Origin of the sequence: Litorisediminicola beolgyonensis (assembly GCF_042679605.1) — a bacterium.
Classification (GTDB): Bacteria; Pseudomonadota; Alphaproteobacteria; order Rhodobacterales; family Rhodobacteraceae; genus Litorisediminicola; species Litorisediminicola beolgyonensis.
On record NZ_JBHTMU010000045.1, the window covers coordinates 1 to 25,596 of the forward strand.

Consider the following 25,596-nt stretch of genomic DNA (forward strand, 5'->3'; position numbering starts at 1 on the left):
GGAAGACGGCCTCCGCTTCGCCATCCGCGAAGGCGGCCGCACCGTCGGCTCCGGCGTCGTCTCCAAGATCGTCGAGTAACTTCGGACGGGACGCGACTCGCGCGTCCCGCAACCAGCTATCCAGAGGGCCGCGCCGAAAGGCGCGGCCCTTTTCTTGTGTCCCGGCTGCACAGGGAAACGGTTCCGCGTGCGGGTCGTCTCGACCGAAGGAGGGGCGGCGCGCTAGGAACCGCGAAAACGTCGAGCAGCACGATGACACATCCTTACGCACGCTTCGGGCCCGAGGCCTTCTGGCGCCGTGCCGTGACCGAGCCCGGTCCTGGCGGGATCACCGGCCTGGCGCAGATCACGCTTCCGCAGAAGGACGCCCGGATCTTCACCTCCGGCAGCTGCTTCGCCCAGCACATCGGGCGTGCCTTCGCGGCCCGCGGCTATGCCTGGATCGAGGAAGAGCCCGCACCGCCGCTTCTCTCGGAGGACGAGGCGCGTGCCTTCGGGTTCAACGCGGTCTCGGTCCGGACCGGCAATGTCTACACACCGTCCATGCTGTGCCAATGGCTCGACATGGCCTTCGGCACCGCGCCAGTGGCGGACGAGCTCTGGCATGACGGGGGCCGTGTCTACGACCCGCTGCGCCCGATGATCGAACCCGACGGTTTCGCGTCCGAGGCCGAGGCGCGCGCCGCGCGTCACGCGACGCTGGCCGCCTGGCGCCGGGCGCTCGCGCGGACCGAGCTGTTCGTCTTCACCCTGGGCCTCACCGAGCATTGGGTGAATGCCGAGACCGGTCTGGAATACGCGCTCTGTCCGGGCACCACGCCAGGGACGGGGTTCGATCCCGACCGCCATGTCTTCCGCAATCACGACACCGTCTCGACGGCGCATCACCTGACCCGGGCGCTCGATCTTCTGCGCGCCGTGAGGCCGGGGCTGCGCGTGCTGCTGACCGTCTCGCCGGTGCCCCTGACCGCCACCGCCTCGGGGCAGCATGTGCTCGTCGCCACGTCTCACTCCAAGGCCGTGCTCCGGGCCGTGGCCGGGGAGGTGGCGCTGCGTGATCCGCTGACCGAATATTTCCCGTCCTATGAGATCATCACCAATCCGGTCTGGGAGGGGCGCTTTTTCGCGCCGAACCGCCGCGAGGTGACGCAGGAGGGCGTCGACACGGTCTTGCGCCACGTCTTCGGCGGGCCCCCTCCGACCATCCGCCAGCAGCGCCGGGCGCAGCGGTTGAAATTCGTTCCTGCCTCGGCGGTCACCTGCGAAGAGGCGATGCTCGATGCCTTTGCCTGATCGTCCGCGTCTCTGCATCCTCGGTGACAGCCATCTCTCGGCCCCGAAGCGCGCGCTCGATGCCGGACACGCCCTGGGCCAGAGGTTCGAGGTGGAGTTATTCGGCGCACCCGGCTCGGCCTTCCGCAAGATCGACTATGTCGACGGCCTGTTCCGATGCCGTGACACGGAGACCGAGGAGATGGTGCTCAAGGTCAACGGCCAGCGGCGCGAATTGCCCATCGACGCGTTCGACGCGCTCCTGATCTACGGGGCGCGCCTGTCCTCGCCGCGGTTCTTCCTGCCCGTGCTCGAAGCACTGGCCTCGCCGGATCATGCCATGAGCGCCGCGCTTCTGGATCTGCAGGTGCGCCGGTTCCTGAGTTCGTTCCGGACGATCACCGCCGCGCGCGCCATCGCGGCGCTCGGGCGGCACCGCGTCTATGTTGCGCCGACGCCGCTCTACGCCTGGACCGAGGATCCCGCCCACCGCTCGGCGGAGCTGATCCAGCGCCATCCGGGCGCGCGGCTGGCAGAGCCCGCGCATCGCGACAGGGCGCGAGCGCTCTTGTGCGACGCGGCCGCGGCGGAAGGCGTGACGCTGCTCTTCCAGCCGGAAGACACGATCACCGAGGGCGCCTTTACTCACGCGCGCTGGCAGCAGCATCCGGGCGATCCCCTGCACATGAACGCGGAGTTCGCGGGGCGTCTTTTCGATCTGCTCCTGGCGGAGGAAGACCGGGCGGCAGGAGCGGCTGACGCGGCCTGAGCGCGCGGGCCGACCCGAGACATTCTGACGCAAGGCTTACCGGGAAGCGCTGCGCTACAGCACTCGAAAGCCCCGTGTTTTCAGACCGGGAAAGGTCGGCGCTGCGCTGCGGCACCGGTTCGGCATACCATGGTATTCCCATAAGGCTATAATATTATTTGATTTTTCCGGCCGCCCCGGCAAGTTTCCTATAGTGAACACAGATTTGGAGCCTGGGCGACATGGCCGAGATAGCCGTCACCGACTGGATTGGACGCGAAGAGACCGCCCAGGGCCGGGTCGAGGAAATCCAGGCGGCGATGCTGGCCGCCACGCTCTCTGATGCGGGTGCGACCGCGCCTCGGTTCGGCGACAGGCTGCCCGCGCTCTGGCACTGGATCGCCTTTCTGCCCACGGTGCCGATGCGCGAGCTTTCCGAGGATGGTCACCCGCGGCTCGGAGGCTTCCTGCCGCCCGTACCGCTGCCGCGCCGCATGTGGGCGGCGGGGGCGCTCGAGTTCCTGAAGCCCCTCAGCGTCGGCGAGCGCCTGACCCGGCACAGCCGGATCGAGAACGTCGCGATGAAGGAAGGCTCCACCGGCAACATGTGCTTCGTCACCGTCGCGCATGAGATCGCCGGTGAAGCGGGGTTGGCGATCCGCGAGACGCAGGACATCGTCTACCTGAAGATGCTGGACCGGTTCCGTGCTCCGAAACCCGTCGCGCCACCGGAAGCCCCGCTCGTGGAGCGCCGTGTTCCGGTCTCGGAGGCGCTGCTCTTCCGCTTCTCAGCCTGCACCTTCAACGCGCACCGCATCCATATCGATCTCGCCTATGCGCGCGATGTCGAGAAATACCCGAACCTCATCGTGCACGGGCCCCTGCAGGCGATGATGCTCGCCCAGATCGGGACCGAGCATATGGGCCGCGCCCCGGACCGCTTCCGGTTCCGCGGGGTGCATCCGATGTTCCACGACCGCGACATGCGGCTTCTCGCCGAAGAGGCCGGGCCGGGACAGCTGCGCCTCTGCACCGCGCGCGGCACTGAAAACCAGGGGCTGCAAGCCACCGCCGAATGGGAGGATCGCTGATATGGGTATTCTGAAAGGCATGCGCGTGGTCGAGGGCTCTGCCTTCGTCGCGGTCCCCCTCGCGGGGCTCACCCTGGCGCAGATGGGCGCCGAGGTGATCCGCTTCGACCGGATCGGCGGCGGGCTCGATGCCGGGCGCTGGCCGCTGGCTCCGTCGGGGCGGAGCCTCTTCTGGGCGGGGCTCAACAAGGGCAAGAAATCCGTCGCGGTCGACATGAAGACCAACGAGGGCCGCGAGTTGATCACCCGGATCATCACCGCGCCGGGTGAAGACGCGGGTCTCTTCATCACCAACCTGCGCGTGCGCGGCTGGATGGATCACGTGACCCTGTCGCAGCATCGCTCGGACCTGATCCAGGTGACGCTGATGGGTGACCGCCACGGCAACCCGCAGGTCGACTATACCGTGAACCCGGCGCTCGGCATTCCCGACATGACAGGCCCCGAGGGGCATGAGGCGCCTGTCGCCCATGCGCTGCCAGCCTGGGATGTCGCGGCCGGAGGGCACGTGGTCAACGCGCTTCTCGCGGCAGAGCGCCACCGGTTGCGCCACGGCGTCGGTCAGGATGTCGAGTTGAGCCTCAAGGACATCGCGGCGGCGACGATCGGGCATCTGGGTCTGATCGGCGAGGCGGCGCTCTCGGGCAAGGCGCGCACGAAGTCGGGCAACGCGCTCTTCGGCGCCTATGGTCAGGATTTCCTGTGCAGCGACGGGCGGCGGGTCATGGTGATCGGCCTCACCGACCGTCAGTGGAAGAACCTGGTGAAAGCCACCGACAGTGCGGACCTGATGACGCGGCTGGCCGCCGATACGGGTCAGGACCTGCGCGACGAAGGCGTTCGCTTCGAGTTGCGCGCGCGGATCACAGCGACGCTTGCGCCTTGGTTCGCGCAACGACCGCTCTCCGAGGTGTCCCGGGCGCTCGAGGCGACCGGGGTGACCTGGGCACCGTTCCGGACCGTTCCGCAAGCCCTCGCGGAAGATCCGGACCTCTCGGAAGACAACCCGCTCTTCACCGACATGATCCAGCCCGGGCTTGGCCGCTTCCCGGTGCCGGGCGCGCCCGTGACCTTCTCGGAGTTCTCGCGGGAGACGCCGACCGCCGCACCGGAGCTTGGGGCGCATACAGAGGAGGTTCTGTCGACGGTTGCAGGGCTCTGCGACACCGAGATCCAGCAGCTCTTCGACAAGGGCATCGTCGAGAACAGCCGCCGGGTCACCCGCAGCGCGGCGTGACCCGAGAAAATGCCGATCCCGCAGGACGGGATCGGCACGTGGGTGGAGGGGCCGCTTGGGAGAGACCGGCCCCTTCGGGGATTACTGGAACGCCTTCAGGAGCGAGGTGACGTAGGCGCGGGTGTCCGACACGCTCTCGGTGGAGCGGATCGCGTTCATCACGGCGGCGACCTCTGCATCGCTCAGACCGGTCAGGTCCGCTCCGGGTGCGATCTTCTGCACCTGGCTCGCGTCGACATCCGAGGGTGCCATGGCGGACGCGGCACCGGCGATGGCGAGAAGGGAGACGGCGGTGAGGGTGAAAAGGGTTTTCATGGGTTCAATCCTTCAAAAATGAGTTTGGTGTGAGGCCGTGCGCGGAATGCGGCGCGGCAAAGTGTGGATCAGCGCAGGGAGTGCGCCGGGGCGTCGAGCCGTGCGTGCCGGTCTCCGACATCATCGGTGCCGTTCAAACGGTCGATGATCGCGTCGACCTCCACCTCGGTCAGGCCATCGAGTTCGGCCAGGGGTGGCAGTAGGTCGATCGTCAAGGTTGGCGACAGTGGCGGCGCCAGGGCGCTGGCGGCACCGGCAAGCGCCGTGACCGCGTACGCGACCGAGAAGAGAAGTGGTTTCATTGGCAAGTCCTTTCGTCATCCCGCGAAGGAGCGGGGCGCGTGGCGAGGCCAAGCGCGATTGAAATGAAGTCACGTGTAATGTCCGTTCCAGCGTCACCACGGGGGTGGAGCAAATGCTCCGGAAAAAAACTGGAAGCGCATGGCCTGGGCGGAAAATGCTCCGCTTCGGTCTGGAGGCTTCGACGGCTGGTTCGGGTCTTCCTGGTCGGAGAAATGATCGACCGTATTCTTTACATAACACGAAGATGCCGAGTCGGTCTATGGAAGGACGTGCAAACGTAGCGGCCCCTGTGACCGGGGTCACAGGGGCCAGAGCGCTTATTGGAAGGCGCGGATCAGAGCGGCGGCCTGCGAGCGGGCGTCGCTCTGGCTGTCCGTCGAGTTGATGACGTTCAGAACCGCGGCAACCTCGGCTTCGCTCAGGGCCTTCACGTCGGCGCCGGGAACGTAGCGCTCGATGGTCAGCTCGGCGGACGAGGAGGGCGCCATTGCGTTGGCGGCGCCGCCGATGGTAGCGATGGAGAGGGCGGTGAGAGCGAGAAGCGTTTTCATGGGTCAGTCCTTTCAGTGTGTTGCGATGCGCCGTCTGGCGCCGTGTGAGCCGGACGCTGTGTCCGATGACCGAGACTTGGGCCCGGGCCGCGGACATCGCAAATCACGCCGTTCTCTCGAGATGCTCTCGAAAACGTGGACTTGAACGTGATGCGTGGCGATCAAAGGGGTTGGATAAATGACTGAAAATCCATGAAATAAGGGTGATCCCTGCGACGGGCTGCCGCACACCGCCGCGACGCAGGCGTGAGAAGGGCGCTGGGATGGTGCCGAACCTGCAGGCTGCACCGTGACTGTGTAATTTCGAACGAAACATAGAAACGGCAATTCTCTCGGCGCGGTGATGCACTGAAACCGAAATTCGGCAGGGATGTGGGCTGCAGGGCCGTAGGGCCCGTGTCCAAACTCGCGTCGATGCGGCTGATTCCGGCTTGAAGTTGCGAGGCGGCTTCGCTATCCGAAGTTCCGGACTAGGGGTATAGCTCAGCTGGTAGAGCGACGGTCTCCAAAACCGTAGGTCGCGGGTTCGAACCCTGCTGCCCCTGCCATTCCCTCTCGCACATCAAGACGACGCGGAGACCGGCCTCTCGAGGCCCGTGTCGCGCACAGAAAAAAGGGCTGCGCCAATGGCACAGCCCCTGTAGCAGGCGTCTCCGCCTGCACGCCGGTGAGAACTCTTAGTTGAAGAGCGACTCGAGGCGCGATGCGACGTCGTCGCGGTTCTCTTCCGAGTAGATCACGTTCATCGCGGTGTTCACTTCGGCGTCGGTCAGCGACGAGACGTCGATCGACGGAGCGTAAGCGTTGATGGTTGCGACTTCAGCTGCGGTGGCGGTGTTGCCTTCCGAGCCCATCGGAGTTGCGTCGCCGGTCAGGATGGCCGTCACGCGGGCTTCGCGGTCGCTGGCGGACATTTCCGAGGTCGATGCTGCGAGAGCTGCGTCGACGGTTGCCTGCGGCAGCTTGCTGTAGTCAACGCCGGTCACGTACTGGTCGAGCGACGCTTTCTCTTCTTCGGTGATCATCGCGGGGCTGGTGGCGGTCGGTGCGCCATAGAGTGCGTTCAGCTGCGACACGATCGTGCTGCGCGACTCGTTGCCGGAGATGACGTTCATGGCCGCGGCAACATCGGCGTCGCTCCAGGCGGCGACGTTGGCGTCGGGCATGTACTGCTGAATGCTTGCGATCTCTGCGTCGGTGGCCGCGAACGCAGCGGTCGACATCGAGAGGGTCATGGCGGTGGCGATCATAAAGCGTTTCATCGTGATAGTCCTTTCGTCTTCCGGGATGCGGTTTTGCATCCGGTATGCCCTCACAACCGACCGACGGCGGAAAAGTTTCCCGATTTTCGTGCAGATGACAAAACTGTAATCTCCGTGTGAGTTTCGGAACAATTTCGCGTCTTGAAACCTTTGGGGATGCTCTGATCAGGTCATTATGGGCCGCGCGGGGCTGCTTCGCTTTGCGGAAGGGCAGGGCGAAACCCGAACTCGGCCTTGAATCGCGGGAGGCTTGGGCGTATCTGCGCGGCGTCATTGTGCAGAGGACCGACATGGGCAGAACCAATCCGATCCAGTTCATTCAGCAGACGAGAGCCGAGATCGCGAAGGTCGTGTGGCCGACCCGCCGCGAGGTTCTTCTGACGACGGTCATGGTGCTGGTGCTCGCAACCATCGCGGCCACGATCTTTGCGCTGGTGGATCTGGTGATCCGCAGCGGGCTCACGGCCGTCCTAGGCATTTTCGGCTGATCCCCGACACCCGGGGCCTCTTGAATTCCACGGGGGGCTTGGGTAGGGGACACGGACCTTCACGACCGGGCGTGCAACGATTCGAGTTGCGCGCCGGTTTTCTTTTACGCCGGACGTGTGCACGCGACGCGAGCCCGCAGGCGACGAACGAGACAGACAGGGGACAGGGCCAGATGGCGAAGCGGTGGTATTCGGTGAGCGTGCTCTCGAACTTCGAGAAGAAGATCGCCGAACAGATCCGGCAGGCAGTGGTCGAACAGGGCCTCGAGGATCAGATCGAAGAAGTGCTGGTTCCGACCGAAGAGGTCATCGAGGTGCGCCGCGGCAAGAAGGTTCCGACCGAGCGTCGGTTCATGCCCGGCTACGTGCTCGTGCGCATGGAGATGTCCGACGCGGGCTATCACCTGATCAACTCGATCAACCGGGTCACCGGCTTCCTCGGACCGCAGGGGCGCCCGATGCCGATGCGCGATGCCGAGGTGCAGGCGATCCTCGGCCGTGTCCAGGAGGGCGAAGAGAGCCCGCGGACGCTGATCCATTTCGAGGTCGGCGAGAAGGTCAAGGTCAACGACGGCCCGTTCGAGGATTTCGACGGCATGGTCGAGGGTGTCGACGAAGAGAACCAGCGCCTCCGGGTGTCGGTCTCGATCTTCGGCCGCGAGACGCCGGTCGAACTGGAATTCACGCAGGTCACCAAGCAGGGCTGACCCAGAATGGGTGGCGCGGATCCTCGGATCGACCGCTACCTCGCGAAAGAGCGTCCCTGGCGCGCGGAGCTTCAAGCGTTCCGCGCGCTTTTGCTTTCAGAGGGCCTGACCGAGGCGCTGAAGTGGCGCGCCCCCTGTTTCATGGCGCATGACCGCAACGTCGCGATCCTCGGCGGCTACAGCAGCGGAGCGCGGATGACGTTCTTCAAGGGCGTCCTTCTTGAGGATCCGGATGATCTCCTGCACGCACCGGGGCCCAATTCGCGCTTCGGACGATATGTGCATGCGACCAGCGCCGAAGAGATCGCGCGGCAGGAGGACGCTTTCCGTGCCTTGATCCGTCAGGCGGTAGAGATCGCTCGTCGGGGCGACACCGTCGATCCGCCGCCCGTTGAGCTCGACCTGCCGCAGGAACTGATCGACGCGCTCGACGGCGACGACGCGCTGCGAGACGCCTGGGAGGTGCTGACCCCGGGGCGGAGGCGCGGCTACGTGCTTTATTTCTCGGGCGCGAAGCAATCGGCCACGCGCGCAGCGCGGGTCGAGCGCCACCGGGATGCGATCCTCGCCGGGCGGGGTCTTCACGACCGGTAGTCCTTCGGGCGACCTCGATGCTTGCAATACCCGGCAGGCCGATGTATGCGCGCGCTCTGTCGTGCCCGTCACGGCACATTCGTGGGAGGCGAGGGCATCGCGATGTCCGGACCTGACCACGCCACGCAAATCGCCGAGGGGCGCGCCCCGAGGCCGTTGGAAAAGGAGACGCCAGATGGCCAAGAAGCTCGCTGGCAAGATGAAGCTGCAGATCAAGGCCGGCCAGGCCAACCCGAGCCCGCCCGTGGGCCCCGCGCTCGGTCAGCGCGGCATCAACATCATGGAATTCTGCAAGGCGTTCAACGCCAAGACGCAGGACATGGAGCCCGGCGCTCCGTGCCCGACCGTGATCACCTATTATCAGGACAAGTCCTTCACGATGGACATCAAGACGCCCCCGGCGTCCTACTACCTGAAAAAGGCGGCCGGTCTGAAGCCCGTCGGCAAGCGGAACCGTCCGCGCGGCGCCGAGAACCCGGGCCGTGAGACCATCGCCACCGTCAGCCAGAAGCAGGTGCGCGAGATCGCGGAAGCCAAGATGAAGGACCTCTCGGCGAACTCCGTCGAGCAGGCGATGAAGATCATTCTGGGCTCGGCGAAGTCCATGGGCATCGAGGTGAAGTAAGATGGCAAAGCTCGGAAAACGCACCCGCGCCGCCCGCGAGGCCTTCGAGGGCAAGGAAAACCTCACGGTCGAAGAAGCCGTGAGCCTGATCAAGTCGAACTCCAACGCGAAGTTCGATGAAACCGTCGAGATCGCCATGAACCTCGGCGTCGATCCGCGCCACGCCGACCAGATGGTCCGTGGTGTTGTGGGTCTGCCGAACGGCACCGGCAAGACCGTGCGCGTCGCCGTCTTCGCCCGTGGCGCCAAGGCGGACGAGGCCAAGGAAGCGGGCGCCGATATCGTCGGCGCGGAGGACCTGATGGAGACCGTCCAGGGCGGCACCATCGAGTTCGATCGCTGCATCGCCACGCCGGACATGATGCCGATCGTCGGCCGTCTCGGTAAGGTGCTCGGCCCGCGGAACCTGATGCCGAACCCCAAGGTCGGCACCGTGACCATGGATGTTGCCGAGGCCGTCAAGGCTGCCAAGGGCGGCCAGGTCCAGTTCAAGGCCGAGCGCGCCGGCGTCGTTCACGCCGGTGTGGGCAAGACCTCCTTCGACGAGACCAAGCTGGTGGAAAACATCCGCGCCTTTGTCGACGCGGTGGCCAAGGCCAAGCCGACCGGCGCCAAGGGCACCTACATGAAGAAGGTCTCGCTGTCCTCGACCATGGGCCCGGGCGTGACCGTCGACGTGACCAACGCGACCGGCAACTGAGCCTTTCCGGTTCTTCGGTAATTCAAGAGAGCGGCCCCGGGACATCTCCCGGGGCCGTTTTCGTTTCCAGGGCAATCGGTCGGCGTGCGCGTCGCGCGAAACCTGCTGTTAGGACTTCCCGTGGTATCGGACTGGCGAGATAGTCGATCCAGATCCCTGAAAGGAGGGTCCGATGCCGCGTTTTGTCAGCGTTCTCTGTGCCATGGTCCTGTGCCTCGCGGCACCTGTTGTCGCGCTCGATGCGCCCGAGGGCCGAGCAATCCTGACCGTCACGGGCAATATCGCCCAGACCAATGACGGCGACGCCGCCCGGTTCGACCGCGCCCTTCTCGAGCGGCTGGACTGGCAGGAGATCGAGACACATACCTCTTTCACCACCGGGCCGCAGCGCTTCGCCGGGCCGACCCTGGCGTCGCTTCTCGATGCGGTGGAATTTGCCGGGAACACTCTCAAACTCACGGCCCTCAACGGCTACGAGATCCGCTTTCCCGCAGAATACGCCTTCCGGCACGGCGTCATCTTGGCGCTCGATCACGACGGGCGCGCCATGTCCGTGCGCGAGAAGGGGCCGATCTGGGTCGTCTTTCCGCTCGACCGCGACGGTGCGGAGGACAAGCGCTTCGATGGCGAGATGATCTGGCAACTGTCGCGGTTGCACGTGACCGATTGACCCGATGATCTCCATCCTCCGAGATCAGGCCCGCGCGCCCCGCGCGATCATCGCGCTCTGCATCGCGGTGGCGCTGGTCTTTGCGATCAATGCGGGCCAGACGGCCCAGCACGAACGCAAGATCCGCTCGATCAATTCTGCCACGACGCTGTCCTGGAAGATGTCCGAGCTCATCTTCGAGACGCAGCGCCTCTCGGAGGCACTCGCCGACAATCTGCGAGGCTCCGTCGAGGCCGAGGAGATCACCTTGCGGCTCGACCTCCTCTGGAGCCGGTTGATCGTCGCGGAGGAAAGCGAAGCCGGGCAGTTGCCCGGGCTGAACCTGATCCTGGCGGATTACCGCGCCTTTCTCGAACGTCTCGATGTCGAGATCGCGGGAACGAGCGGCCGCATGACGCGCGAGAGCATGCCGGAGGTGCGGATCGCTCTAGCGGATTTTGCGCAACGGCTCCGCGTGCAATGGGTCGATCGCTTTGCCGGTCGTCACGCCGCGGGTCCTGGGTCCGAGCTCAAGGGCGTGCCCGAGCGCGGCGCGGCGACGGATGCGGTGGTCGGCGGCCTAATCCTGCTGCTTTTTGCCTATGTCATTGCCGAGCTGGTGCTGTCGGCTCGGGATCAGCGTCGGGAGCGCAAGCTCAGGGAGCAGGCCGCCCAAAGCAGCGCCGCGAAGACCCGGTTCCTGGCAAATGTCAGCCACGAGATTCGCACGCCGCTGAACGGCATCCTCGGCATGGCATCGGAATTGTCCGAGGGCAGCCTCGCGCCGGAACAGCGCGACTGCGTGGCGGTCATCGAGGCGTCAGGAGAGATCCTGCTTGCCACCCTGAACGACGTCCTCGACCTCTCGAAGATCGAGGCCGGGGAGATGCTGATCGCGGATGTGCCCTTCGATCTCAGGAACGAGGTCGCTGCGACCCGGGCGCTCTTCGCGGCCAGCGCGCGGGAAAAGGGGCTGGAGCTGCTGCTCGACATCGACCCGAATGTGCCGAGCGACATCATGGGCGATCCGCAGCGATTGCGGCAGGTCCTGCACAACCTTCTGTCGAACGCCATCAAGTTCACCGACCAGGGTGCCGTCGCGATCACCGCGCGCGAGACCGAGGGCGGTCAGCTGCGGATCGACGTGACGGATAGCGGGTGCGGCCTTTCCGAAAGCGCACGAGAGGTGATCTTCAAGCCGTTCAGCCAGATCGACGATGGAACGACCCGCAAACAGGGCGGGACCGGGCTCGGCCTCGCGATCTCGCGGCAGCTCTGCGAAGGGATGGGCGGGTCGCTCGATGTGACCTCCGTGCCGGGACAGGGCGCGATTTTCAGTGTGCTCTTGCCGCTCCGACGGGCCGCCGACAGCGCGAGACCCGAAGCACCAGTCCGCGCCGGCGACAGGGACGGATTGGCCGGGCTCCGCGTGCTCGTCGTGGACGACAACGCCACCAATCGCGCGCTGCTGGGCCGGTTTCTCGCGCCCGCGGGATGCGACACGATGTTCGCGGTCTCAGGCCGAGACGCGGTCAGGCAGGCCGGGGCGCGCAGCTTCGACGTCATCCTGATGGACATCCAGATGCCGGATTTCGACGGCGTCACCGCAACCCGGCATATCCGCTGGGCCGAGGCCGCCGCCTCGCGCACGCCGTCCCGCATCGTCGCAGTGACCGCCAACGCGATGGTGCATCAGCGCGCCGAATATCTCTCGGCGGGCATGGACGACGTGCTGGTCAAACCGGTACGCAAGGCCGAGCTCTATGCCAGCATGCAGGGGCCGCCCGCGGCCGCGGCGTGAGCGGGGCAGGGGGCACGCGGCAGGCAGTGATCGTGGGGTCGGAAACCGACCTTGACGACCGGGGCGGAGATTCTCGTCCCAGCCCCTTCACAAGTCCGGCGAAACCCTCTAAGCGCAGCACACGAGAGCGTCGGCGAGATTCGCAGGCGCCCTCAATTCGTCCGAGACGGTGGGCTGGAGCGATCCGCTAAGTCCTGCCTGAGACGGGAAGAGACAAATCGTTCCGCCGCGTGCCGCTTCTGGCGCTCGGATCCACGATTGTGACGACCCGAATCGGACCTGACTGGCCGGGATGTCCCGGCCGACAAGAGCCGGAGGGGTCGCCCCCTCCAACAATTGGAGTGAAACTGTGGATAGAGCCCAGAAAGAGAAAGTGGTCGAGGAACTCGGCCAGATCTTCGAAAGCTCTGGCGTCGTCGTGGTTGCCCATTACGAAGGCCTCACGGTTGCCGAGATGCAGGATCTGCGGGGGCGCGCACGCGCCAACGGCAGCTCCGTTCGCGTCGCCAAGAACAGGCTCGCTAAGATCGCCCTAGACGGGAAGCCCTGCGCGTCCATCGCCAACTTCCTCACGGGCATGACGGTCCTCACCTATTCCGAAGACCCCGTGGCAGCTGCCAAGGTGGTCGAGGACTTCGCCAAGGAGAACAACAAGTTCGAAATCCTTGGCGGGGCCATGGGAGAGACCGCCCTGGACCGGGCCGGTGTCGAGGCCGTGTCGAAAATGCCGTCGCGCGAGGAGCTCATCGCTTCCATCGCCGGCTGCATCGGCGCGCCTGCTTCGAACATCGCCGGTGCGATCGGTGCGCCTGCGTCGAATATCGCCTCCATCCTCTCGACCATCGAGGAAAAGGCGGCCTGACGGCACCCATGAGACCATGCGTATGCGCTCACCCGAGCCGACGTTGGAACACATCTAGATACGGAAAGAAGTCACAATGGCTGATCTGAAAAAACTCGCCGAAGAGATCGTGGGTCTGACCCTTCTCGAGGCACAGGAACTGAAAACCATCCTCAAGGACGAGTATGGCATCGAGCCCGCCGCTGGCGGCGCTGTCATGATGGCCGGCCCCGCAGGCGGCGACGCCGGTGGCGCGGCTGCCGAAGAGCAGACCGAGTTCGACGTCATCCTGAAGTCGGCCGGCGCCTCCAAGATCAACGTGATCAAGGAAGTTCGCGGCATCACCGGTCTTGGCCTCAAGGAAGCCAAGGAACTGGTCGAAGCCGGCGGCAAGGCCGTCAAGGAGCAGGTCTCGAAGGAAGAGGCCGAGGACATCAAGGCGAAGCTGGAAGCAGCCGGCGCCGAGGTGGAACTCAAGTAATCTTTCGGGTTTCCCGAAAGTGCGGGCGTCCCTTCCGGGGCGCCCGTTTTCGTAGGTGCAACACCGTCCATGCGCCGCACCCGGGGCGTGATCGTCATGGCTTTTCAGGCGCTTCTTGACGGCAGGCTCTTTAGTTGGCATGGTTGAGGCGTTTTTAGGCGCGGTTCCCCGTGGGTGGGGTTGCGCCCGTCTGCTTTACGGAATATTCGGAAGCCTCGCGCGGGTTCGGTCGATTCGAATCCGCACGTCGCCTATTCCGGACCGCGAGGTAGCCCCGCCATTCACCTCAACCATGCACCCGCATAGTCGACCATCGGATATGACACACGCCTGTCTCGGGAAGCCTCGCCAGAAGCGCGAAGTTTCCCAAGGCTGGAGTGTCGGGATCGAGAGTTGCGCGGTGGGACGCGCGACGAGAATAGATTCCCTCCACGCCGTCACTGACGTGACTGCGCCGCTGAACCCCGGCAGCGTGCGCATTCGGGCAGAGAAAATCGAAAGGGCGACCCCCACATGGCGCAAAGTTTCCTTGGCCAGAAACGTCTTCGCAAATATTACGGCAAAATCCGCGAAGTGCTGGAGATGCCGAACCTCATCGAGGTTCAGAAAAGCTCCTACGACCTGTTCCTGAAATCCGGCGACCAGCCCGAGCCTGCCGATGGCGAGGGCATCAAGGGCGTCTTCCAGTCGGTCTTCCCGATCAAGGATTTCAACGAGACCTCGGTTCTCGAGTTCGTCTCCTACGAGCTGGAAAAGCCGAAATACGACGTCGAAGAGTGCCAGCAGCGCGACATGACCTACTCGGCGCCGCTCAAGGTGACGCTGCGTCTGATCGTGTTCGATATCGACGAGGATACCGGCGCGAAATCGGTCAAGGACATCAAGGAGCAGGACGTTTTCATGGGTGACATGCCCCTGATGACGCCGAACGGCACCTTCATCGTCAACGGCACCGAGCGGGTCATCGTCTCCCAGATGCACCGGTCGCCCGGCGTGTTCTTCGACCATGACAAGGGCAAGACCCATTCCTCGGGCAAGCTGCTCTTCGCCTGCCGGATCATTCCCTATCGCGGCTCCTGGCTGGATTTCGAGTTCGACGCCAAGGACATCGTCTTCGCCCGGATCGACCGTCGCCGGAAACTGCCGGTGACCACGCTTCTCTACGCTCTTGGTCTCGACCAGGAAGCGATCATGGACGCGTATTACAACACCGTGTCCTACACGCTCGAGCGCGGCAAAGGCTGGAAGACCCGCTTCTTCCCCGAGCGGGTGCGCGGCACCCGTCCGACCTACGATCTCGTGGATGCCGATAGCGGCGAGGTCATCGCCGAGGCCGGCAAGAAGGTGACCCCGCGCGCGGTCAAGAAGCTGATCGACGACGGCAACGTCCAGAACCTGCTCGTGCCCTTCGAGCAGATCGTCGGCCGCTTTGTCTCCAAGGACATCATCAACGAAGAGACCGGTGCGATCTATGTCGAGGCCGGCGACGAGCTGACCTGGACGGTCGACAAGGACGGCGAGGTCACCGGCGGCTCCCTCAAGGAGCTCGTCGATGCCGGGATCACCGAGATCCCCGTCCTCGACATCGATAACATCACCGTGGGCCCGTACATGCGGAACACCATGGCGCAGGACAAGAACATGAACCGCGAAACCGCGCTCATGGACATCTACCGCGTCATGCGTCCGGGCGAGCCGCCGACGGTCGAGGCCGCTTCGGCGCTCTTTGACACGCTCTTCTTCGACAGCGAGCGCTACGACCTCTCGGCCGTGGGCCGCGTGAAGATGAACATGCGCCTCAATCTCGACAAGCCGGACACCCAGCGCACGCTGGACCGCGAGGACATCGTCGCCTGCATCAAGGCGCTCGTCGACCTGCGCGACGGTCGCGGCGACATCGACGACATCGACCACCTCGGCAACCGCCGGGTGCGGTCCGTCGGCGAGCTGATGGAGAACCAGTATCGCGTCGGCCTTCTGCGGATGGAGCGCGCCATCAAGGAGCGCATGTCCTCGGTCGAGATCGACACGGTCATGCCGCAGGACCTGATCAACGCGAAGCCCGCCGCGGCCGCGGTGCGCGAGTTCTTCGGCTCCTCGCAGCTGTCGCAGTTCATGGACCAGACCAACCCGCTGTCGGAAGTGACGCACAAGCGTCGTCTCTCGGCCCTCGGGCCGGGCGGTCTGACCCGCGAACGCGCAGGCTTCGAGGTTCGCGACGTGCACCCGACCCATTACGGCCGGATGTGCCCGATCGAAACGCCGGAAGGTCCGAACATCGGCCTGATCAACTCGCTCGCCACCTTCGCGCGGGTGAACAAGTACGGCTTCATCGAGACCCCGTATCGCGTGGTCAAGGAAGGGCAGGTGACCGACGAGGTTCACTACATGTCCGCGACCGAGGAAATGCGCCACACCGTGGCGCAGGCGAACGCCAACCTCGACGAGAACATGCGCTTCGTGAACGACCTCGTGTCCACCCGCCAGGCGGGCGACTACACGCTGGCTCCGAACGAGACGGTCGACCTGATCGACGTGTCGCCGAAGCAGCTCGTGTCGGTTGCAGCCTCGCTGATCCCGTTCCTCGAGAACGACGACGCGAACCGCGCTCTGATGGGCTCGAACATGCAGCGGCAGGCGGTGCCGACCCTGCGCTCCGAAGCGCCGCTCGTCGGCACCGGCATCGAGGGCGTCGTCGCCCGCGACTCCGGCGCTGCGATCATGGCGAAGCGGGCAGGGATCATCGACCAGGTCGACGCGATGCGGATCGTGGTCCGCGCCACCGAGGATCTCGAGCTTGGCGATGCCGGCGTCGACATCTACCGGATGCGCAAGTTCCAGCGTTCGAACCAGAACACCTGTATCAACCAGCGTCCGCTGGTGAAGGTGGGCGACACCGTGGCCAAGGGCGAGGTCATCGCCGACGGTCCGTCGACCGATATGGGCGAGCTGGCTCTCGGCAAGAACGTGATCGTCGCGTTCATGCCCTGGAACGGCTACAACTACGAGGACTCGATCCTGATCTCCGAGCGGATCGCCCGCGATGACGTCTTCACCTCGGTGCATATCGAGGAGTTCGAGGTCGCCGCGCGTGACACCAAGCTCGGGCCGGAAGAGATCACCCGCGACATCCCGAACGTCGGCGAGGAAGCGCTTCGCAACCTCGACGAGGCGGGCATCGTCTATATCGGTGCCGACGTGGAGCCGGGCGACATTCTCGTGGGCAAGATCACGCCCAAGGGCGAAAGCCCGATGACGCCGGAGGAAAAGCTCCTCCGCGCCATCTTCGGCGAGAAAGCGTCGGACGTGCGCGACACCTCGCTTCGCGTGAAGCCGGGCGATTACGGCACGGTCGTGGAAGTGCGGGTCTTCAACCGTCACGGCGTCGAGAAAGACGAGCGTGCGCTGCAGATCGAGCGTGAAGAGATCGAGCGTCTGGCCCGTGACCGGGACGACGAGCTCGCCATTCTCGACCGCAACATCTACGCGCGCCTGAAGTCGATGATCCTCGGCAAGATCGCGGTGAAGGGGCCGAAAGGCGTCAAGCCGAACTCCGAGATCACCGAGGAGCTTCTCTCGACCCTGAGCCGCGGCCAGTGGTGGCAGCTCGCCCTCGGCGACGAGGACGATGCCAAGATCGTCGAGGCGCTGAACGAGCAGTACGACGCTCAGAAGCGGATGCTCGACGCGCGGTTCGAGGACAAGGTCGAGAAGGTGCGCCGCGGCGACGATCTGCCCCCGGGCGTGATGAAGATGGTCAAGGTCTTCGTGGCGGTGAAGCGCAAGCTTCAGCCCGGCGACAAGATGGCCGGTCGTCACGGCAACAAGGGCGTCATCTCCAAGGTCGTGCCGATCGAGGACATGCCGTTCCTGGCGGACGGCACCCCGGTGGACTTCTGCCTCAACCCGCTCGGCGTGCCGAGCCGGATGAACGTGGGCCAGATCCTCGAGACGCATATGGGCTGGGCCGCGCGCGGTCTGGGCCTCAAGATCGACGAGGCGCTGCAGGACTATCGCCGCACCGGCGACCTGACCCCCGTGCGCGAGGCGATGAAAGAGGCCTATGGCGACGACGTCTACGACGAGGGCATCTCGGGCATGGACGAGGACATGCTGGTGGAAGCGGCAGGCAATGTCACCCGTGGCGTGCCGATCGCGACGCCGGTCTTCGACGGCGCCAAGGAGGCCGATGTCAACAACGCGCTCACCCGGGCGGGCTTTGACACCTCCGGCCAGTCGATCCTCTTCGACGGCCGCACCGGCGAGCAGTTCTCGCGTCCCGTCACCGTGGGCGTGAAGTACCTGCTCAAGCTGCACCACCTCGTGGACGACAAGATCCACGCGCGCTCGACCGGGCCGTACAGCCTCGTCACGCAGCAGCCCCTGGGCGGCAAGGCGCAGTTCGGTGGTCAGCGCTTCGGCGAGATGGAGGTCTGGGCCCTCGAAGCCTACGGCGCCGCCTACACCCTGCAGGAAATGCTGACGGTGAAGTCGGACGACGTGGCGGGCCGGACCAAGGTCTACGAGTCGATCGTCAAGGGCGAGGACAATTTCGAGGCCGGCGTGCCGGAATCGTTCAACGTTCTCGTCAAGGAGGTCCGGGGTCTGGGCCTCAACATGGAACTCCTGGATGCGGAGGAAGAGGACGCCGAATAACCGCGCGCGTCACGCCGAGCCCCGGATTTCTGACTGAATATCCGGGGCTTGGCTCGTCCCTCTGCACCCATTCTTCAAAGGAATGCACATGAACCAGGAACTCACCAACAACCCGTTCAACCCGCTGACCCCGCCCAAGGTCTTTGACGAGATCAAGGTGTCGCTGGCGTCGCCCGAACGGATCCTCAGCTGGTCCTTCGGCGAGATCAAGAAGCCCGAGACCATCAACTACCGCACGTTCAAGCCCGAGCGTGACGGCCTGTTCTGCGCGCGTATCTTTGGCCCGATCAAGGATTACGAGTGCCTCTGCGGCAAGTACAAGCGCATGAAGTATCGCGGCGTCGTCTGCGAGAAATGCGGCGTGGAAGTGACCCTGCAGAAGGTCCGCCGCGAGCGGATGGGCCATATCGAACTGGCCGCGCCCTGCGCCCATATCTGGTTCCTCAAGTCGCTGCCCTCTCGCATCGGCCTGATGCTCGACATGACGCTGCGCGATCTCGAGCGGGTTCTCTACTTCGAGAACTACGTGGTGATCGAGCCGGGCCTCACCGATCTCACCTACGGTCAGATGCTGACCGAGGAAGAGTTCATGGACGCCCAGGACGCCTATGGCATGGACGCCTTCACCGCCAATATCGGCGCTGAAGCGATCCGCGAGATGCTGGCCCAGATCGACCTCGAAGCCGAGGCCGAGAAGCTGCGCGAGGAGCTCAAGGAAGCCACCGGCGAGCTGAAGCCCAAGAAGATCATCAAGCGGCTCAAGGTCGTGGAAAGCTTCCTGGAATCCGGCAACCGTCCCGAGTGGATGGTGCTGACCGTCGTTCCGGTCATCCCGCCCGAACTGCGCCCGCTGGTGCCGCTCGATGGCGGCCGCTTCGCGACCTCGGACCTGAACGACCTCTATCGCCGCGTGATCAACCGGAACAACCGTCTCAAGCGGCTGATCGAACTGCGCGCGCCGGACATCATCGTCCGCAACGAAAAGCGGATGCTGCAGGAATCCGTCGACGCGCTCTTCGACAACGGTCGCCGCGGTCGCGTCATCACCGGCGCCAACAAGCGTCCGCTGAAGTCGCTCTCGGACATGCTCAAGGGCAAGCAGGGCCGCTTCCGCCAGAACCTTCTCGGCAAGCGCGTCGACTTCTCGGGCCGTTCGGTCATCGTGACCGGCCCCGAGCTGAAGCTGCACCAGTGCGGTCTGCCGAAGAAGATGGCGCTCGAGCTCTTCAAGCCGTTCATCTATTCGCGCCTCGAGGCAAAAGGCCTCAGCTCGACGGTGAAACAGGCGAAGAAGCTGGTCGAGAAAGAGCGTCCCGAGGTCTGGGACATCCTCGACGAGGTCATCCGCGAGCACCCGGTTCTCCTGAACCGTGCGCCGACGCTGCACCGTCTCGGCATCCAGGCCTTCGAGCCGATCCTGATCGAAGGCAAGGCGATCCAGCTTCACCCGCTGGTCTGCTCGGCCTTCAACGCCGACTTCGACGGCGACCAGATGGCCGTGCACGTTCCGCTGTCGCTCGAAGCGCAGCTCGAAGCGCGCGTCCTGATGATGTCGACGAACAACGTTCTGTCGCCCGCCAACGGCGCGCCGATCATCGTTCCGTCGCAGGACATGGTTCTGGGCCTCTACTACCTCACGCTGATGCGCGAGGGGATGAAGGGCGAAGGCATGGCGTTTGCGTCGATCGAAGAGGTCGAGCACGCGCTGAACGCAGGCGAGGTGCATCTGCACGCCAAGATCCATTGCCGCATCAAGCAGATCGACGGCGAGGGCCAGGAGGTCTGGACCCGCTACGAGACCACGCCCGGCCGGGCGCGTCTCGGCGCGCTCCTGCCGATGAACAACAAGGCGCCCTTCGATCTGGTCAACACGCTCCTTCGGAAGAAGGACGTGCAGCGGGTAATCGACACCGTCTACCGCTACTGCGGTCAGAAAGAGTCGGTCATCTTTTGCGACCAGATCATGTCGATGGGCTTCAAGGAGGCCTTCAAGGCGGGCATTTCCTTCGGCAAGGACGACATGGTCATCCCCGAAGGCAAGTGGCCGATCGTGGAAGAGACCCGCGAGCAGGTGAAGGACTTCGAACAGCAGTACATGGACGGCCTGATCACCCAGGGCGAAAAGTACAACAAGGTCGTGGACGCCTGGTCGAAATGTAACGACAAGGTCACCGAAGCGATGATGCAGACCATCTCGGCCGCTCAGCGCGACGAGGACGGTGCCGAAGCCGAGCCGAACTCGGTCTACATGATGGCCCACTCCGGTGCGCGGGGCTCGGTCACGCAGATGAAGCAGCTCGGCGGGATGCGCGGCCTGATGGCCAAGCCGAACGGCGACATCATCGAGACGCCGATCATCTCGAACTTCAAGGAAGGTCTGACCGTTCTTGAATACTTCAACTCGACCCACGGCGCCCGGAAGGGTCTGTCGGATACCGCGCTCAAGACCGCGAACTCCGGCTACCTGACCCGTCGTCTCGTCGACGTGGCGCAGGACTGCATCATCCGCATGCTGGATTGCGGCACCGACCGGTCGATCACCGCGGAAGCGGCGATCAACGACGGCGAGGTCGTGGCCTCGCTGGGCGAGCGCGTTCTGGGCCGTGTTGCGGCCGAGGACATCCTCGTTCCCGGCACCGAGGACGTGCTGATCAAGGAAGGCACCCTGATCGACGAGCGTATGGCGGATGCGATCGAGGACGCCGCGGTGCAGACCGCGCGGATCCGTTCGCCGCTGACCTGCGAAGCCGAAGAGGGCGTCTGCGCGATGTGCTATGGTCGCGACCTGGCGCGCGGCACGATGGTGAACACCGGCGAAGCCGTGGGCATCATCGCGGCGCAGTCGATCGGCGAGCCCGGCACCCAGCTGACGATGCGGACCTTCCACATCGGCGGCGTGGCGCAGGGTGGTCAGCAGTCCTTCCTCGAGGCCTCGCAGTCCGGCAAGATCGAGTACGAGAACGCCTCTACGCTCGAGAACGCCGCCGGCGAGACGCTAGTGATGGGCCGGAACATGAAGCTCCGGATCGTCGACGAGCACGGCGCAGAGCGCGCCAGCCACAAGGTCGGCTACGGCACCAAGCTCTTCGTGACCGAGGGGCAGGACGTGTCGCGCGGTGACAAGCTGTTCGAATGGGACCCCTACACCCTGCCGATCATCGCCGAGAAGGACGGTGTCGCACGGCATGTCGACCTGGTGAACGGCGTGGCCGTCCGCGAGGAGACCGACGATGCCACCGGCATGACCCAGAAGATCGTCACCGACTGGCGCGCGGCCCCCAAGGGCAACGAGCTGAAGCCGGAGATCATCCTGATGGATGGTGATGGCGAGCCGGTGCGCAACGATCAGGGCAACCCGATCACCTACCCGATGTCGGTGGACGCGATCCTCTCGGTCGAGGATGGTCAGGACGTCAAGGCGGGCGATGTCGTGGCGCGTATTCCGCGCGAGGGTGCGAAGACCAAGGACATCACCGGCGGTCTGCCGCGTGTGGCCGAGCTTTTCGAGGCCCGTCGTCCCAAGGACCACGCCATCATCGCCGAGATCGACGGCTATGTGCGCTTCGGAAAGGACTACAAGAACAAGCGCCGCATCGCGATCGACCCGGTCGACGAAAGCCTGGAGCCCAAGGAATACATGATCCCCAAGGGCAAGCACATCCCGGTGGCCGAGGGCGATTATGTCCAGAAGGGCGACTACATCATGGACGGCAACCCCGCGCCGCATGACATCCTCTCCATCATGGGTGTCGAGGCGCTGGCGAACTACATGATCGACGAGGTGCAGGACGTCTACCGGCTGCAGGGCGTGAAGATCAACGACAAGCATGTCGAGGTGATCGTGCGCCAGATGCTGCAGAAGTGGGAGATCCTCGACAGCGGCGACACCACGCTTCTGAAGGGCGAGCATGTCGACAAGGCCGAGTTCGACGCGGCAAACGCCAAGATCGAGAAGAAGGGCGGCCGTCCGGCTCAGGGCGAACCGATCCTTCTCGGGATCACCAAGGCGTCGCTGCAGACCCGGTCCTTCATCTCCGCGGCCTCGTTCCAGGAGACGACCCGCGTGCTCACCGAGAGCGCGGTTCAGGGAAAGGTCGACAAGCTCGTGGGCCTCAAGGAGAACGTCATCGTGGGCCGCCTGATCCCGGCGGGCACCGGTGGCGCGACCCAGAAGGTCCGCAAGATCGCGACCGACCGCGACAACGTCGTGATCGAGGCGCGCCGCGCCGAGGCCGAGCAGGCCGCTGCCCTCGCAGCGCCCGAGAGCTCTGCCAGCGATGACGTGGTCGGCGGCGACGAGTTCGACACGCTCGTGGTCGATACGCCGGAAAGCCGCGAATAAGCGGCCTCTGACGGCTGACATGACAGGCCCCCGCGCTCTGGCGCGGGGGCTTTTTCGTGCGCGGTGTTTGCGTGCGATGGAACGGGACGCGTCTCGAGACGCCGATGCCGTAGTGAATTGTCGGGCGCGCCGTGCCGTCTCGGACCCGCGTTCCGTCGCGGCTCGTGCCTTCCTGCAGAAGTGTCCAAGAGCGGACCCGGACGCTTATCGACCTCCCCGGAGCCTGACGGTTCCCTCAGCACAACCTGGTCTACAGCTGGCGTGAGCCGGTCCGAGCGCAACCAGAGGCCAAGCGGGCAGGGGGCCTTTTCGCCGTCAGTAGATGTAGCGGATCTGGTCGGTCCAGTAGCGCTCCATCCGTTTCAGCGCATGGGTGATGTCTTCGAGGCCCGTCTCACCCAGAACGCCCCGGCTTTGGAGGCCGTCGGCGTGGCGGGCGAAGAGCCCCTCCACCAGGTCGCGGATCTCGCGGCCGCGCGTCGTCAGGCGCACGCGCACCGATCTGCGGTCGATCTCGCAGCGCTGGTGATGCATGAAGCCGGTTTCGACCAGTTTCTTCAGATTGTAGCTGACATTCGAGCCCTGGTAGTAGCCACGCGTTTTCAACTCGCCCGCCGTGACCTCGTTATCGCCGATATTGAAGAGCAGAAGCGCCTGCACGGCGTTGATCTCAAGCACGCCGACCCGTTCGAACTCGTCCTTGATCACGTCGAGGAGCAGCCGGTGAAGCCGCTCGACCAGCGCCAAAGCCTCCAGATAATCGTTCATGAAGCCCGAGCGGGCGTCCTGCTCAAGCGCCGAATGTATGCTCATCGCTCTCTCCGCCATTTCCGCGTTGTGTGGAGGAGAGGGTTCACAGCAAATGACCAATATTCAGTTAAATGCGGTCATAGATGCTTCAAATGCGCTCTATTTCTCGGTCGCATCCGCGATTTCGGCGATCATCCGCGCGTGGTCGGGCGGTGCCTCGGCCTGGCCGGTGATCCACTGGTAGAGGTCCTGGTCGTTCTCGGTCAGAAGCGCGTCGTAGCGGTCGAGCGCGTCGGTATCCATCGCGGCGAGCCGCAGCGAGGCGAAGCGCATGAGGATCAGGTCCATCTCCTTGGTCCCGCGCCGCATCGACCGCATGGTCAGCCGCTTGATCCGCGCCTCGCGTGGCTCTTGGCCGGTCTTTTCCTTCACGCGCCGCTCTCCTTGGACTGCGGCAGGGTCTTGCGCAGACGCTTCTCGAGCTGGCCGGCCTTTTCGGCCATGCGGTGCAGATCGACCTGCAGCGCCCTGAGATCGGCCAGAAGCGAGGCCGCGTCCTGTCCCTCGATCACCATGTCCACGGGGGCCGACAGGCCTTCGCCTTCTCCGGTCAAGAGCCAGACCATCGAGACGTTCAGGAGACCCGCCATCATCTGGAGCCGGTTCGCCCGGGGTTCCGACGCGTCGTCCTCCCAGCCCTGGAGCGTCTTGACCCTCACGCCCAGCCGTTTGGCCAATGTCTCCTGGCTCATTCCGGCGGCCTCGCGGGCTGCCACCACGCGATCCCCGAATGTCGCCGCGTCCGGTCCATACCAGTCGGTCATCTCGTCTCCTTCCCTTGCGCCGCCGCTTGCAGCCAAGCGGTTGCGACCCTAAGACAGACGTCGCGTCACATACAAGGTCGGCGGCTCCGCATGTCTTTTCTCTCAGAAAGCCTAGCGCGCGTGCGCACATCGCCCACAGTCGCGGTGACCCAATTGGCCGCGGAACTCAAGCGGCAAGGCCGCGACATCGTGGCGCTCGGTGCGGGCGAGCCCGATTTCGACACGCCCGAGCACATCCGCAAAGCCGCGATCGCGGCCATCGAGGCGGGCAAGACCCGCTACACCGCGCCGGACGGGATCGCCGAGTTGAAAGAGGCGATCTGCGCGAAATTCGCGCGCGACAACAGCCTGTCTTACGAGCCCTCTGAGATCAGCGTCTCGACCGGGGGCAAGCAGGTTCTCTTCAACACGCTGATGGCCACGCTCAACCCGGGAGACGAGGTGATCGTCCCGGCGCCCTACTGGGTGAGCTATCCCGACATGGTGCGGCTCTGCGGCGGCGAGCCGGTCATCGTCGAGACGCGCGCCGATCAGGGCTTCCGGCTGACGCCCGAGGCGCTCGAGGCGGCGATCACCGAGCGCACGAAGTGGCTCATTTTCAACGCGCCCTCGAACCCGACGGGGGCAGGCTACTCGCGCGAGGCCCTGTCGGAGCTGACCGAGGTCCTGCTGCGTCATCCCCATGTCTGGGTCCTGTCGGACGACATCTACGAGCATCTCGCCTATGACGGCTATACCTTCTGCACGCCCGCCGAGGTCGAGCCGCGTCTGCGCGATAGGGTGCTGACGGTCAACGGCGTCTCCAAGGCCTATGCGATGACGGGATGGCGGATCGGCTATGCCGGTGGGCCCGCGCATCTGATCGCCGCGATGCGGAAGATCCAGTCTCAATCGACGACCAACCCGTGCTCGATCAGCCAATGGGCGGCGGTCGAGGCGCTGAACGGACCGCAGGAATTCCTGGAGGAGTGGCGCGTGGTTTTCCAGCGCCGCCGCGACCTCGTGGTCTCGCGGCTGAACGACATTCCCGGGATCGAGTGCCCGGTGCCGGACGGTGCCTTCTACGTCTTTCCGTCGATCAGGGGCTGTCTCGGACGGCGGACGGGGGAGGGGGCTCTTCTCGAGACCTGCGAGGATTTCGCCACGGCTCTCTTGCAGGAGACCGGCGTCGCATTGGTCTTCGGAGCGGCCTTCGGACATCCCGGCCATGTCCGCATCTCAACCGCGACCTCCGAGGCGCAACTCGAAGAGGCATGTGCACGCATTGCGCGTTTTCGCGCCGAGCTATCCTGACAAAGATTGGCCCGCAGGGCGCGAACGGGGTACTCTCCCGGCAAGAGCCCGGCATGTGCGACCGGG

General features: G+C 64.9%; 24 protein-coding genes and 1 tRNA gene. 18 read left to right on the top strand and 7 right to left on the bottom strand.

Annotated elements, in window-relative coordinates:
* From ACFQ4E_RS17885 to ACFQ4E_RS17905, 5 genes are all read left to right on the top strand, one after another.
* A partial coding sequence (locus ACFQ4E_RS17885; protein ID WP_386804220.1) for an EF-Tu C-terminal domain-related protein occupies nucleotides 1–79 on the top strand: 79 nt, incomplete at its 5' end.
* Between the two features lie 173 nt (nucleotides 80–252).
* The gene (locus tag ACFQ4E_RS17890) at nucleotides 253–1,293 is read left to right on the top strand and encodes a GSCFA domain-containing protein (RefSeq protein WP_386805896.1); all 1,041 of its coding nucleotides are present in this window, start codon (nucleotides 253–255) and stop codon (nucleotides 1,291–1,293) included.
* The gene (locus tag ACFQ4E_RS17895; protein WP_386805897.1) at nucleotides 1,280–2,041 is read left to right on the top strand and encodes a hypothetical protein; all 762 of its coding nucleotides are present in this window, start codon (nucleotides 1,280–1,282) and stop codon (nucleotides 2,039–2,041) included. Before ACFQ4E_RS17890 ends, ACFQ4E_RS17895 begins: the two co-directional genes overlap by 14 nt.
* A 221-nt stretch (nucleotides 2,042–2,262) precedes the next feature.
* On the top strand, nucleotides 2,263–3,111 hold the full coding sequence (locus ACFQ4E_RS17900; RefSeq protein WP_386805898.1) for an FAS1-like dehydratase domain-containing protein: 849 nt from the start codon (nucleotides 2,263–2,265) through the stop codon (nucleotides 3,109–3,111).
* A 1-nt stretch (nucleotide 3,112) separates the two neighbouring features.
* Nucleotides 3,113–4,348 (top strand): CoA transferase, encoded by a 1,236-nt coding sequence (locus tag ACFQ4E_RS17905; RefSeq protein WP_386805899.1) that lies wholly within the window; start codon nucleotides 3,113–3,115, stop codon nucleotides 4,346–4,348.
* A gap of 81 nt (nucleotides 4,349–4,429) precedes the next feature.
* Here the strand turns inward: ACFQ4E_RS17905 and ACFQ4E_RS17910 are convergent, their stop codons facing one another.
* From ACFQ4E_RS17910 to ACFQ4E_RS17920, 3 genes are all read right to left on the bottom strand, one after another.
* The gene (locus tag ACFQ4E_RS17910) at nucleotides 4,430–4,663 is read right to left on the bottom strand and encodes a hypothetical protein (RefSeq protein ID WP_386805900.1); all 234 of its coding nucleotides are present in this window, start codon (nucleotides 4,661–4,663) and stop codon (nucleotides 4,430–4,432) included.
* Between the two features lie 68 nt (nucleotides 4,664–4,731).
* Nucleotides 4,732–4,965, bottom strand: a complete 234-nt coding sequence (locus ACFQ4E_RS17915) for a hypothetical protein (protein ID WP_386805901.1) — start codon at nucleotides 4,963–4,965, stop codon at nucleotides 4,732–4,734.
* A 318-nt stretch (nucleotides 4,966–5,283) separates the two neighbouring features.
* Nucleotides 5,284–5,517 carry a hypothetical protein gene (locus ACFQ4E_RS17920; protein ID WP_386805902.1) on the bottom strand — a complete coding sequence of 78 codons (234 nt, stop codon included), beginning with the start codon at nucleotides 5,515–5,517 and terminating at the stop codon, nucleotides 5,284–5,286.
* 472 nt (nucleotides 5,518–5,989) lie between these two features.
* Between ACFQ4E_RS17920 and ACFQ4E_RS17925 the strand changes: the two genes are divergently transcribed.
* Nucleotides 5,990–6,065, top strand: a tRNA-Trp gene (locus ACFQ4E_RS17925).
* 129 nt (nucleotides 6,066–6,194) lie between these two features.
* Here the strand turns inward: ACFQ4E_RS17925 and ACFQ4E_RS17930 are convergent.
* Entirely contained in the window at nucleotides 6,195–6,779 is a 585-nt protein-coding gene (locus ACFQ4E_RS17930) for a hypothetical protein (protein WP_386805903.1), read from the bottom strand.
* A 290-nt stretch (nucleotides 6,780–7,069) separates the two neighbouring features.
* On the opposite strand from ACFQ4E_RS17930, the gene secE reads away from it, so the two are divergent.
* The 11 genes from secE (at nucleotide 7,070) to rpoC (ending at nucleotide 22,663) form a co-directional block, all read left to right on the top strand.
* On the top strand, nucleotides 7,070–7,267 hold the full coding sequence (secE, locus tag ACFQ4E_RS17935) for a preprotein translocase subunit SecE (RefSeq protein ID WP_386805904.1): 198 nt from the start codon (nucleotides 7,070–7,072) through the stop codon (nucleotides 7,265–7,267).
* 173 nt (nucleotides 7,268–7,440) lie between these two features.
* Entirely contained in the window at nucleotides 7,441–7,974 is a 534-nt protein-coding gene (gene nusG / locus ACFQ4E_RS17940) for a transcription termination/antitermination protein NusG (protein ID WP_386805905.1), read from the top strand.
* A 6-nt stretch (nucleotides 7,975–7,980) separates the two neighbouring features.
* Nucleotides 7,981–8,568: a YdeI/OmpD-associated family protein gene (locus ACFQ4E_RS17945; RefSeq protein ID WP_386805906.1), complete on the top strand. Its 588-nt coding sequence runs from the start codon at nucleotides 7,981–7,983 to the stop codon at nucleotides 8,566–8,568.
* A gap of 175 nt (nucleotides 8,569–8,743) precedes the next feature.
* Nucleotides 8,744–9,193, top strand: coding sequence for a 50S ribosomal protein L11 (gene rplK / locus ACFQ4E_RS17950; protein WP_386805907.1), 450 nt, complete (start codon nucleotides 8,744–8,746; stop codon nucleotides 9,191–9,193).
* 1 nt (nucleotide 9,194) lies between these two features.
* Entirely contained in the window at nucleotides 9,195–9,893 is a 699-nt protein-coding gene (gene rplA, locus ACFQ4E_RS17955) for a 50S ribosomal protein L1 (RefSeq protein WP_386805908.1), read from the top strand.
* Nucleotides 9,894–10,065: 172 nt separating this feature from the next.
* Nucleotides 10,066–10,563, top strand: a complete 498-nt coding sequence (locus ACFQ4E_RS17960; RefSeq protein WP_386805909.1) for an oxidoreductase — start codon at nucleotides 10,066–10,068, stop codon at nucleotides 10,561–10,563.
* 4 nt (nucleotides 10,564–10,567) lie between these two features.
* Nucleotides 10,568–12,343 (top strand): ATP-binding protein, encoded by a 1,776-nt coding sequence (locus tag ACFQ4E_RS17965; RefSeq protein WP_386805910.1) that lies wholly within the window; start codon nucleotides 10,568–10,570, stop codon nucleotides 12,341–12,343.
* A 349-nt stretch (nucleotides 12,344–12,692) separates the two neighbouring features.
* The gene (gene rplJ / locus ACFQ4E_RS17970) at nucleotides 12,693–13,205 is read left to right on the top strand and encodes a 50S ribosomal protein L10 (RefSeq protein WP_386805911.1); all 513 of its coding nucleotides are present in this window, start codon (nucleotides 12,693–12,695) and stop codon (nucleotides 13,203–13,205) included.
* A 76-nt stretch (nucleotides 13,206–13,281) separates the two neighbouring features.
* Complete coding sequence (rplL, locus tag ACFQ4E_RS17975) at nucleotides 13,282–13,665, top strand: 50S ribosomal protein L7/L12 (protein ID WP_386805912.1); 384 nt, start codon at nucleotides 13,282–13,284, stop codon at nucleotides 13,663–13,665.
* A gap of 513 nt (nucleotides 13,666–14,178) precedes the next feature.
* Nucleotides 14,179–18,321 carry a DNA-directed RNA polymerase subunit beta gene (gene rpoB / locus ACFQ4E_RS17980; RefSeq protein ID WP_386805913.1) on the top strand — a complete coding sequence of 1,381 codons (4,143 nt, stop codon included), beginning with the start codon at nucleotides 14,179–14,181 and terminating at the stop codon, nucleotides 18,319–18,321.
* Nucleotides 18,322–18,409: 88 nt separating this feature from the next.
* The gene (rpoC, locus tag ACFQ4E_RS17985; RefSeq protein WP_386805914.1) at nucleotides 18,410–22,663 is read left to right on the top strand and encodes a DNA-directed RNA polymerase subunit beta'; all 4,254 of its coding nucleotides are present in this window, start codon (nucleotides 18,410–18,412) and stop codon (nucleotides 22,661–22,663) included.
* Between the two features lie 315 nt (nucleotides 22,664–22,978).
* On the opposite strand, the gene ACFQ4E_RS17990 is transcribed toward rpoC, so the two are convergent.
* The 3 genes from ACFQ4E_RS17990 to ACFQ4E_RS18000 form a co-directional block, all read right to left on the bottom strand.
* Nucleotides 22,979–23,476 carry a MarR family winged helix-turn-helix transcriptional regulator gene (locus ACFQ4E_RS17990; RefSeq protein ID WP_386805915.1) on the bottom strand — a complete coding sequence of 166 codons (498 nt, stop codon included), beginning with the start codon at nucleotides 23,474–23,476 and terminating at the stop codon, nucleotides 22,979–22,981.
* Nucleotides 23,477–23,572: 96 nt separating this feature from the next.
* Nucleotides 23,573–23,791: a succinate dehydrogenase assembly factor 2 gene (locus ACFQ4E_RS17995; RefSeq protein WP_386805925.1), complete on the bottom strand. Its 219-nt coding sequence runs from the start codon at nucleotides 23,789–23,791 to the stop codon at nucleotides 23,573–23,575.
* A 50-nt stretch (nucleotides 23,792–23,841) separates the two neighbouring features.
* Nucleotides 23,842–24,237: a helix-turn-helix domain-containing protein gene (locus ACFQ4E_RS18000; RefSeq protein WP_386805916.1), complete on the bottom strand. Its 396-nt coding sequence runs from the start codon at nucleotides 24,235–24,237 to the stop codon at nucleotides 23,842–23,844.
* 90 nt (nucleotides 24,238–24,327) lie between these two features.
* Here ACFQ4E_RS18000 and ACFQ4E_RS18005 point away from each other — a divergent pair, with 90 nt between their 5' ends.
* Nucleotides 24,328–25,530 carry a pyridoxal phosphate-dependent aminotransferase gene (locus ACFQ4E_RS18005; protein ID WP_386805917.1) on the top strand — a complete coding sequence of 401 codons (1,203 nt, stop codon included), beginning with the start codon at nucleotides 24,328–24,330 and terminating at the stop codon, nucleotides 25,528–25,530.
* Nucleotides 25,531–25,596: the final 66 nt, after the last annotated feature.

Excerpts from the sequence above, each read along its gene's own strand:
- ACFQ4E_RS18000 (WP_386805916.1), bottom strand. The coding sequence starts at position 24,237 with ATGACCGACTGGTATGGACCGGACGCGGCGACATTCGGGGATCGCGTG.
- ACFQ4E_RS17945 (WP_386805906.1), top strand. The coding sequence starts at position 7,981 with ATGGGTGGCGCGGATCCTCGGATCGACCGCTACCTCGCGAAAGAGCGT.
- ACFQ4E_RS17910 (WP_386805900.1), bottom strand. The coding sequence starts at position 4,663 with ATGAAAACCCTTTTCACCCTCACCGCCGTCTCCCTTCTCGCCATCGCC.
- secE (WP_386805904.1), top strand. The coding sequence starts at position 7,070 with ATGGGCAGAACCAATCCGATCCAGTTCATTCAGCAGACGAGAGCCGAG.
- ACFQ4E_RS17990 (WP_386805915.1), bottom strand. The coding sequence starts at position 23,476 with ATGAGCATACATTCGGCGCTTGAGCAGGACGCCCGCTCGGGCTTCATG.
- ACFQ4E_RS18005 (WP_386805917.1), top strand. The coding sequence starts at position 24,328 with ATGTCTTTTCTCTCAGAAAGCCTAGCGCGCGTGCGCACATCGCCCACA.
- ACFQ4E_RS17890 (WP_386805896.1), top strand. The coding sequence starts at position 253 with ATGACACATCCTTACGCACGCTTCGGGCCCGAGGCCTTCTGGCGCCGT.
- rplA (WP_386805908.1), top strand. The coding sequence starts at position 9,195 with ATGGCAAAGCTCGGAAAACGCACCCGCGCCGCCCGCGAGGCCTTCGAG.
- ACFQ4E_RS17905 (WP_386805899.1), top strand. The coding sequence starts at position 3,113 with ATGGGTATTCTGAAAGGCATGCGCGTGGTCGAGGGCTCTGCCTTCGTC.
- rplL (WP_386805912.1), top strand. The coding sequence starts at position 13,282 with ATGGCTGATCTGAAAAAACTCGCCGAAGAGATCGTGGGTCTGACCCTT.
- rplK (WP_386805907.1), top strand. The coding sequence starts at position 8,744 with ATGGCCAAGAAGCTCGCTGGCAAGATGAAGCTGCAGATCAAGGCCGGC.
- ACFQ4E_RS17965 (WP_386805910.1), top strand. The coding sequence starts at position 10,568 with ATGATCTCCATCCTCCGAGATCAGGCCCGCGCGCCCCGCGCGATCATC.
- ACFQ4E_RS17960 (WP_386805909.1), top strand. The coding sequence starts at position 10,066 with ATGCCGCGTTTTGTCAGCGTTCTCTGTGCCATGGTCCTGTGCCTCGCG.
- ACFQ4E_RS17900 (WP_386805898.1), top strand. The coding sequence starts at position 2,263 with ATGGCCGAGATAGCCGTCACCGACTGGATTGGACGCGAAGAGACCGCC.
- ACFQ4E_RS17930 (WP_386805903.1), bottom strand. The coding sequence starts at position 6,779 with ATGAAACGCTTTATGATCGCCACCGCCATGACCCTCTCGATGTCGACC.
- ACFQ4E_RS17895 (WP_386805897.1), top strand. The coding sequence starts at position 1,280 with ATGCCTTTGCCTGATCGTCCGCGTCTCTGCATCCTCGGTGACAGCCAT.
- rpoB (WP_386805913.1), top strand. The coding sequence starts at position 14,179 with ATGGCGCAAAGTTTCCTTGGCCAGAAACGTCTTCGCAAATATTACGGC.
- rpoC (WP_386805914.1), top strand. The coding sequence starts at position 18,410 with ATGAACCAGGAACTCACCAACAACCCGTTCAACCCGCTGACCCCGCCC.
- ACFQ4E_RS17915 (WP_386805901.1), bottom strand. The coding sequence starts at position 4,965 with ATGAAACCACTTCTCTTCTCGGTCGCGTACGCGGTCACGGCGCTTGCC.
- ACFQ4E_RS17995 (WP_386805925.1), bottom strand. The coding sequence starts at position 23,791 with ATGCGGTCGATGCGGCGCGGGACCAAGGAGATGGACCTGATCCTCATG.
- nusG (WP_386805905.1), top strand. The coding sequence starts at position 7,441 with ATGGCGAAGCGGTGGTATTCGGTGAGCGTGCTCTCGAACTTCGAGAAG.
- ACFQ4E_RS17920 (WP_386805902.1), bottom strand. The coding sequence starts at position 5,517 with ATGAAAACGCTTCTCGCTCTCACCGCCCTCTCCATCGCTACCATCGGC.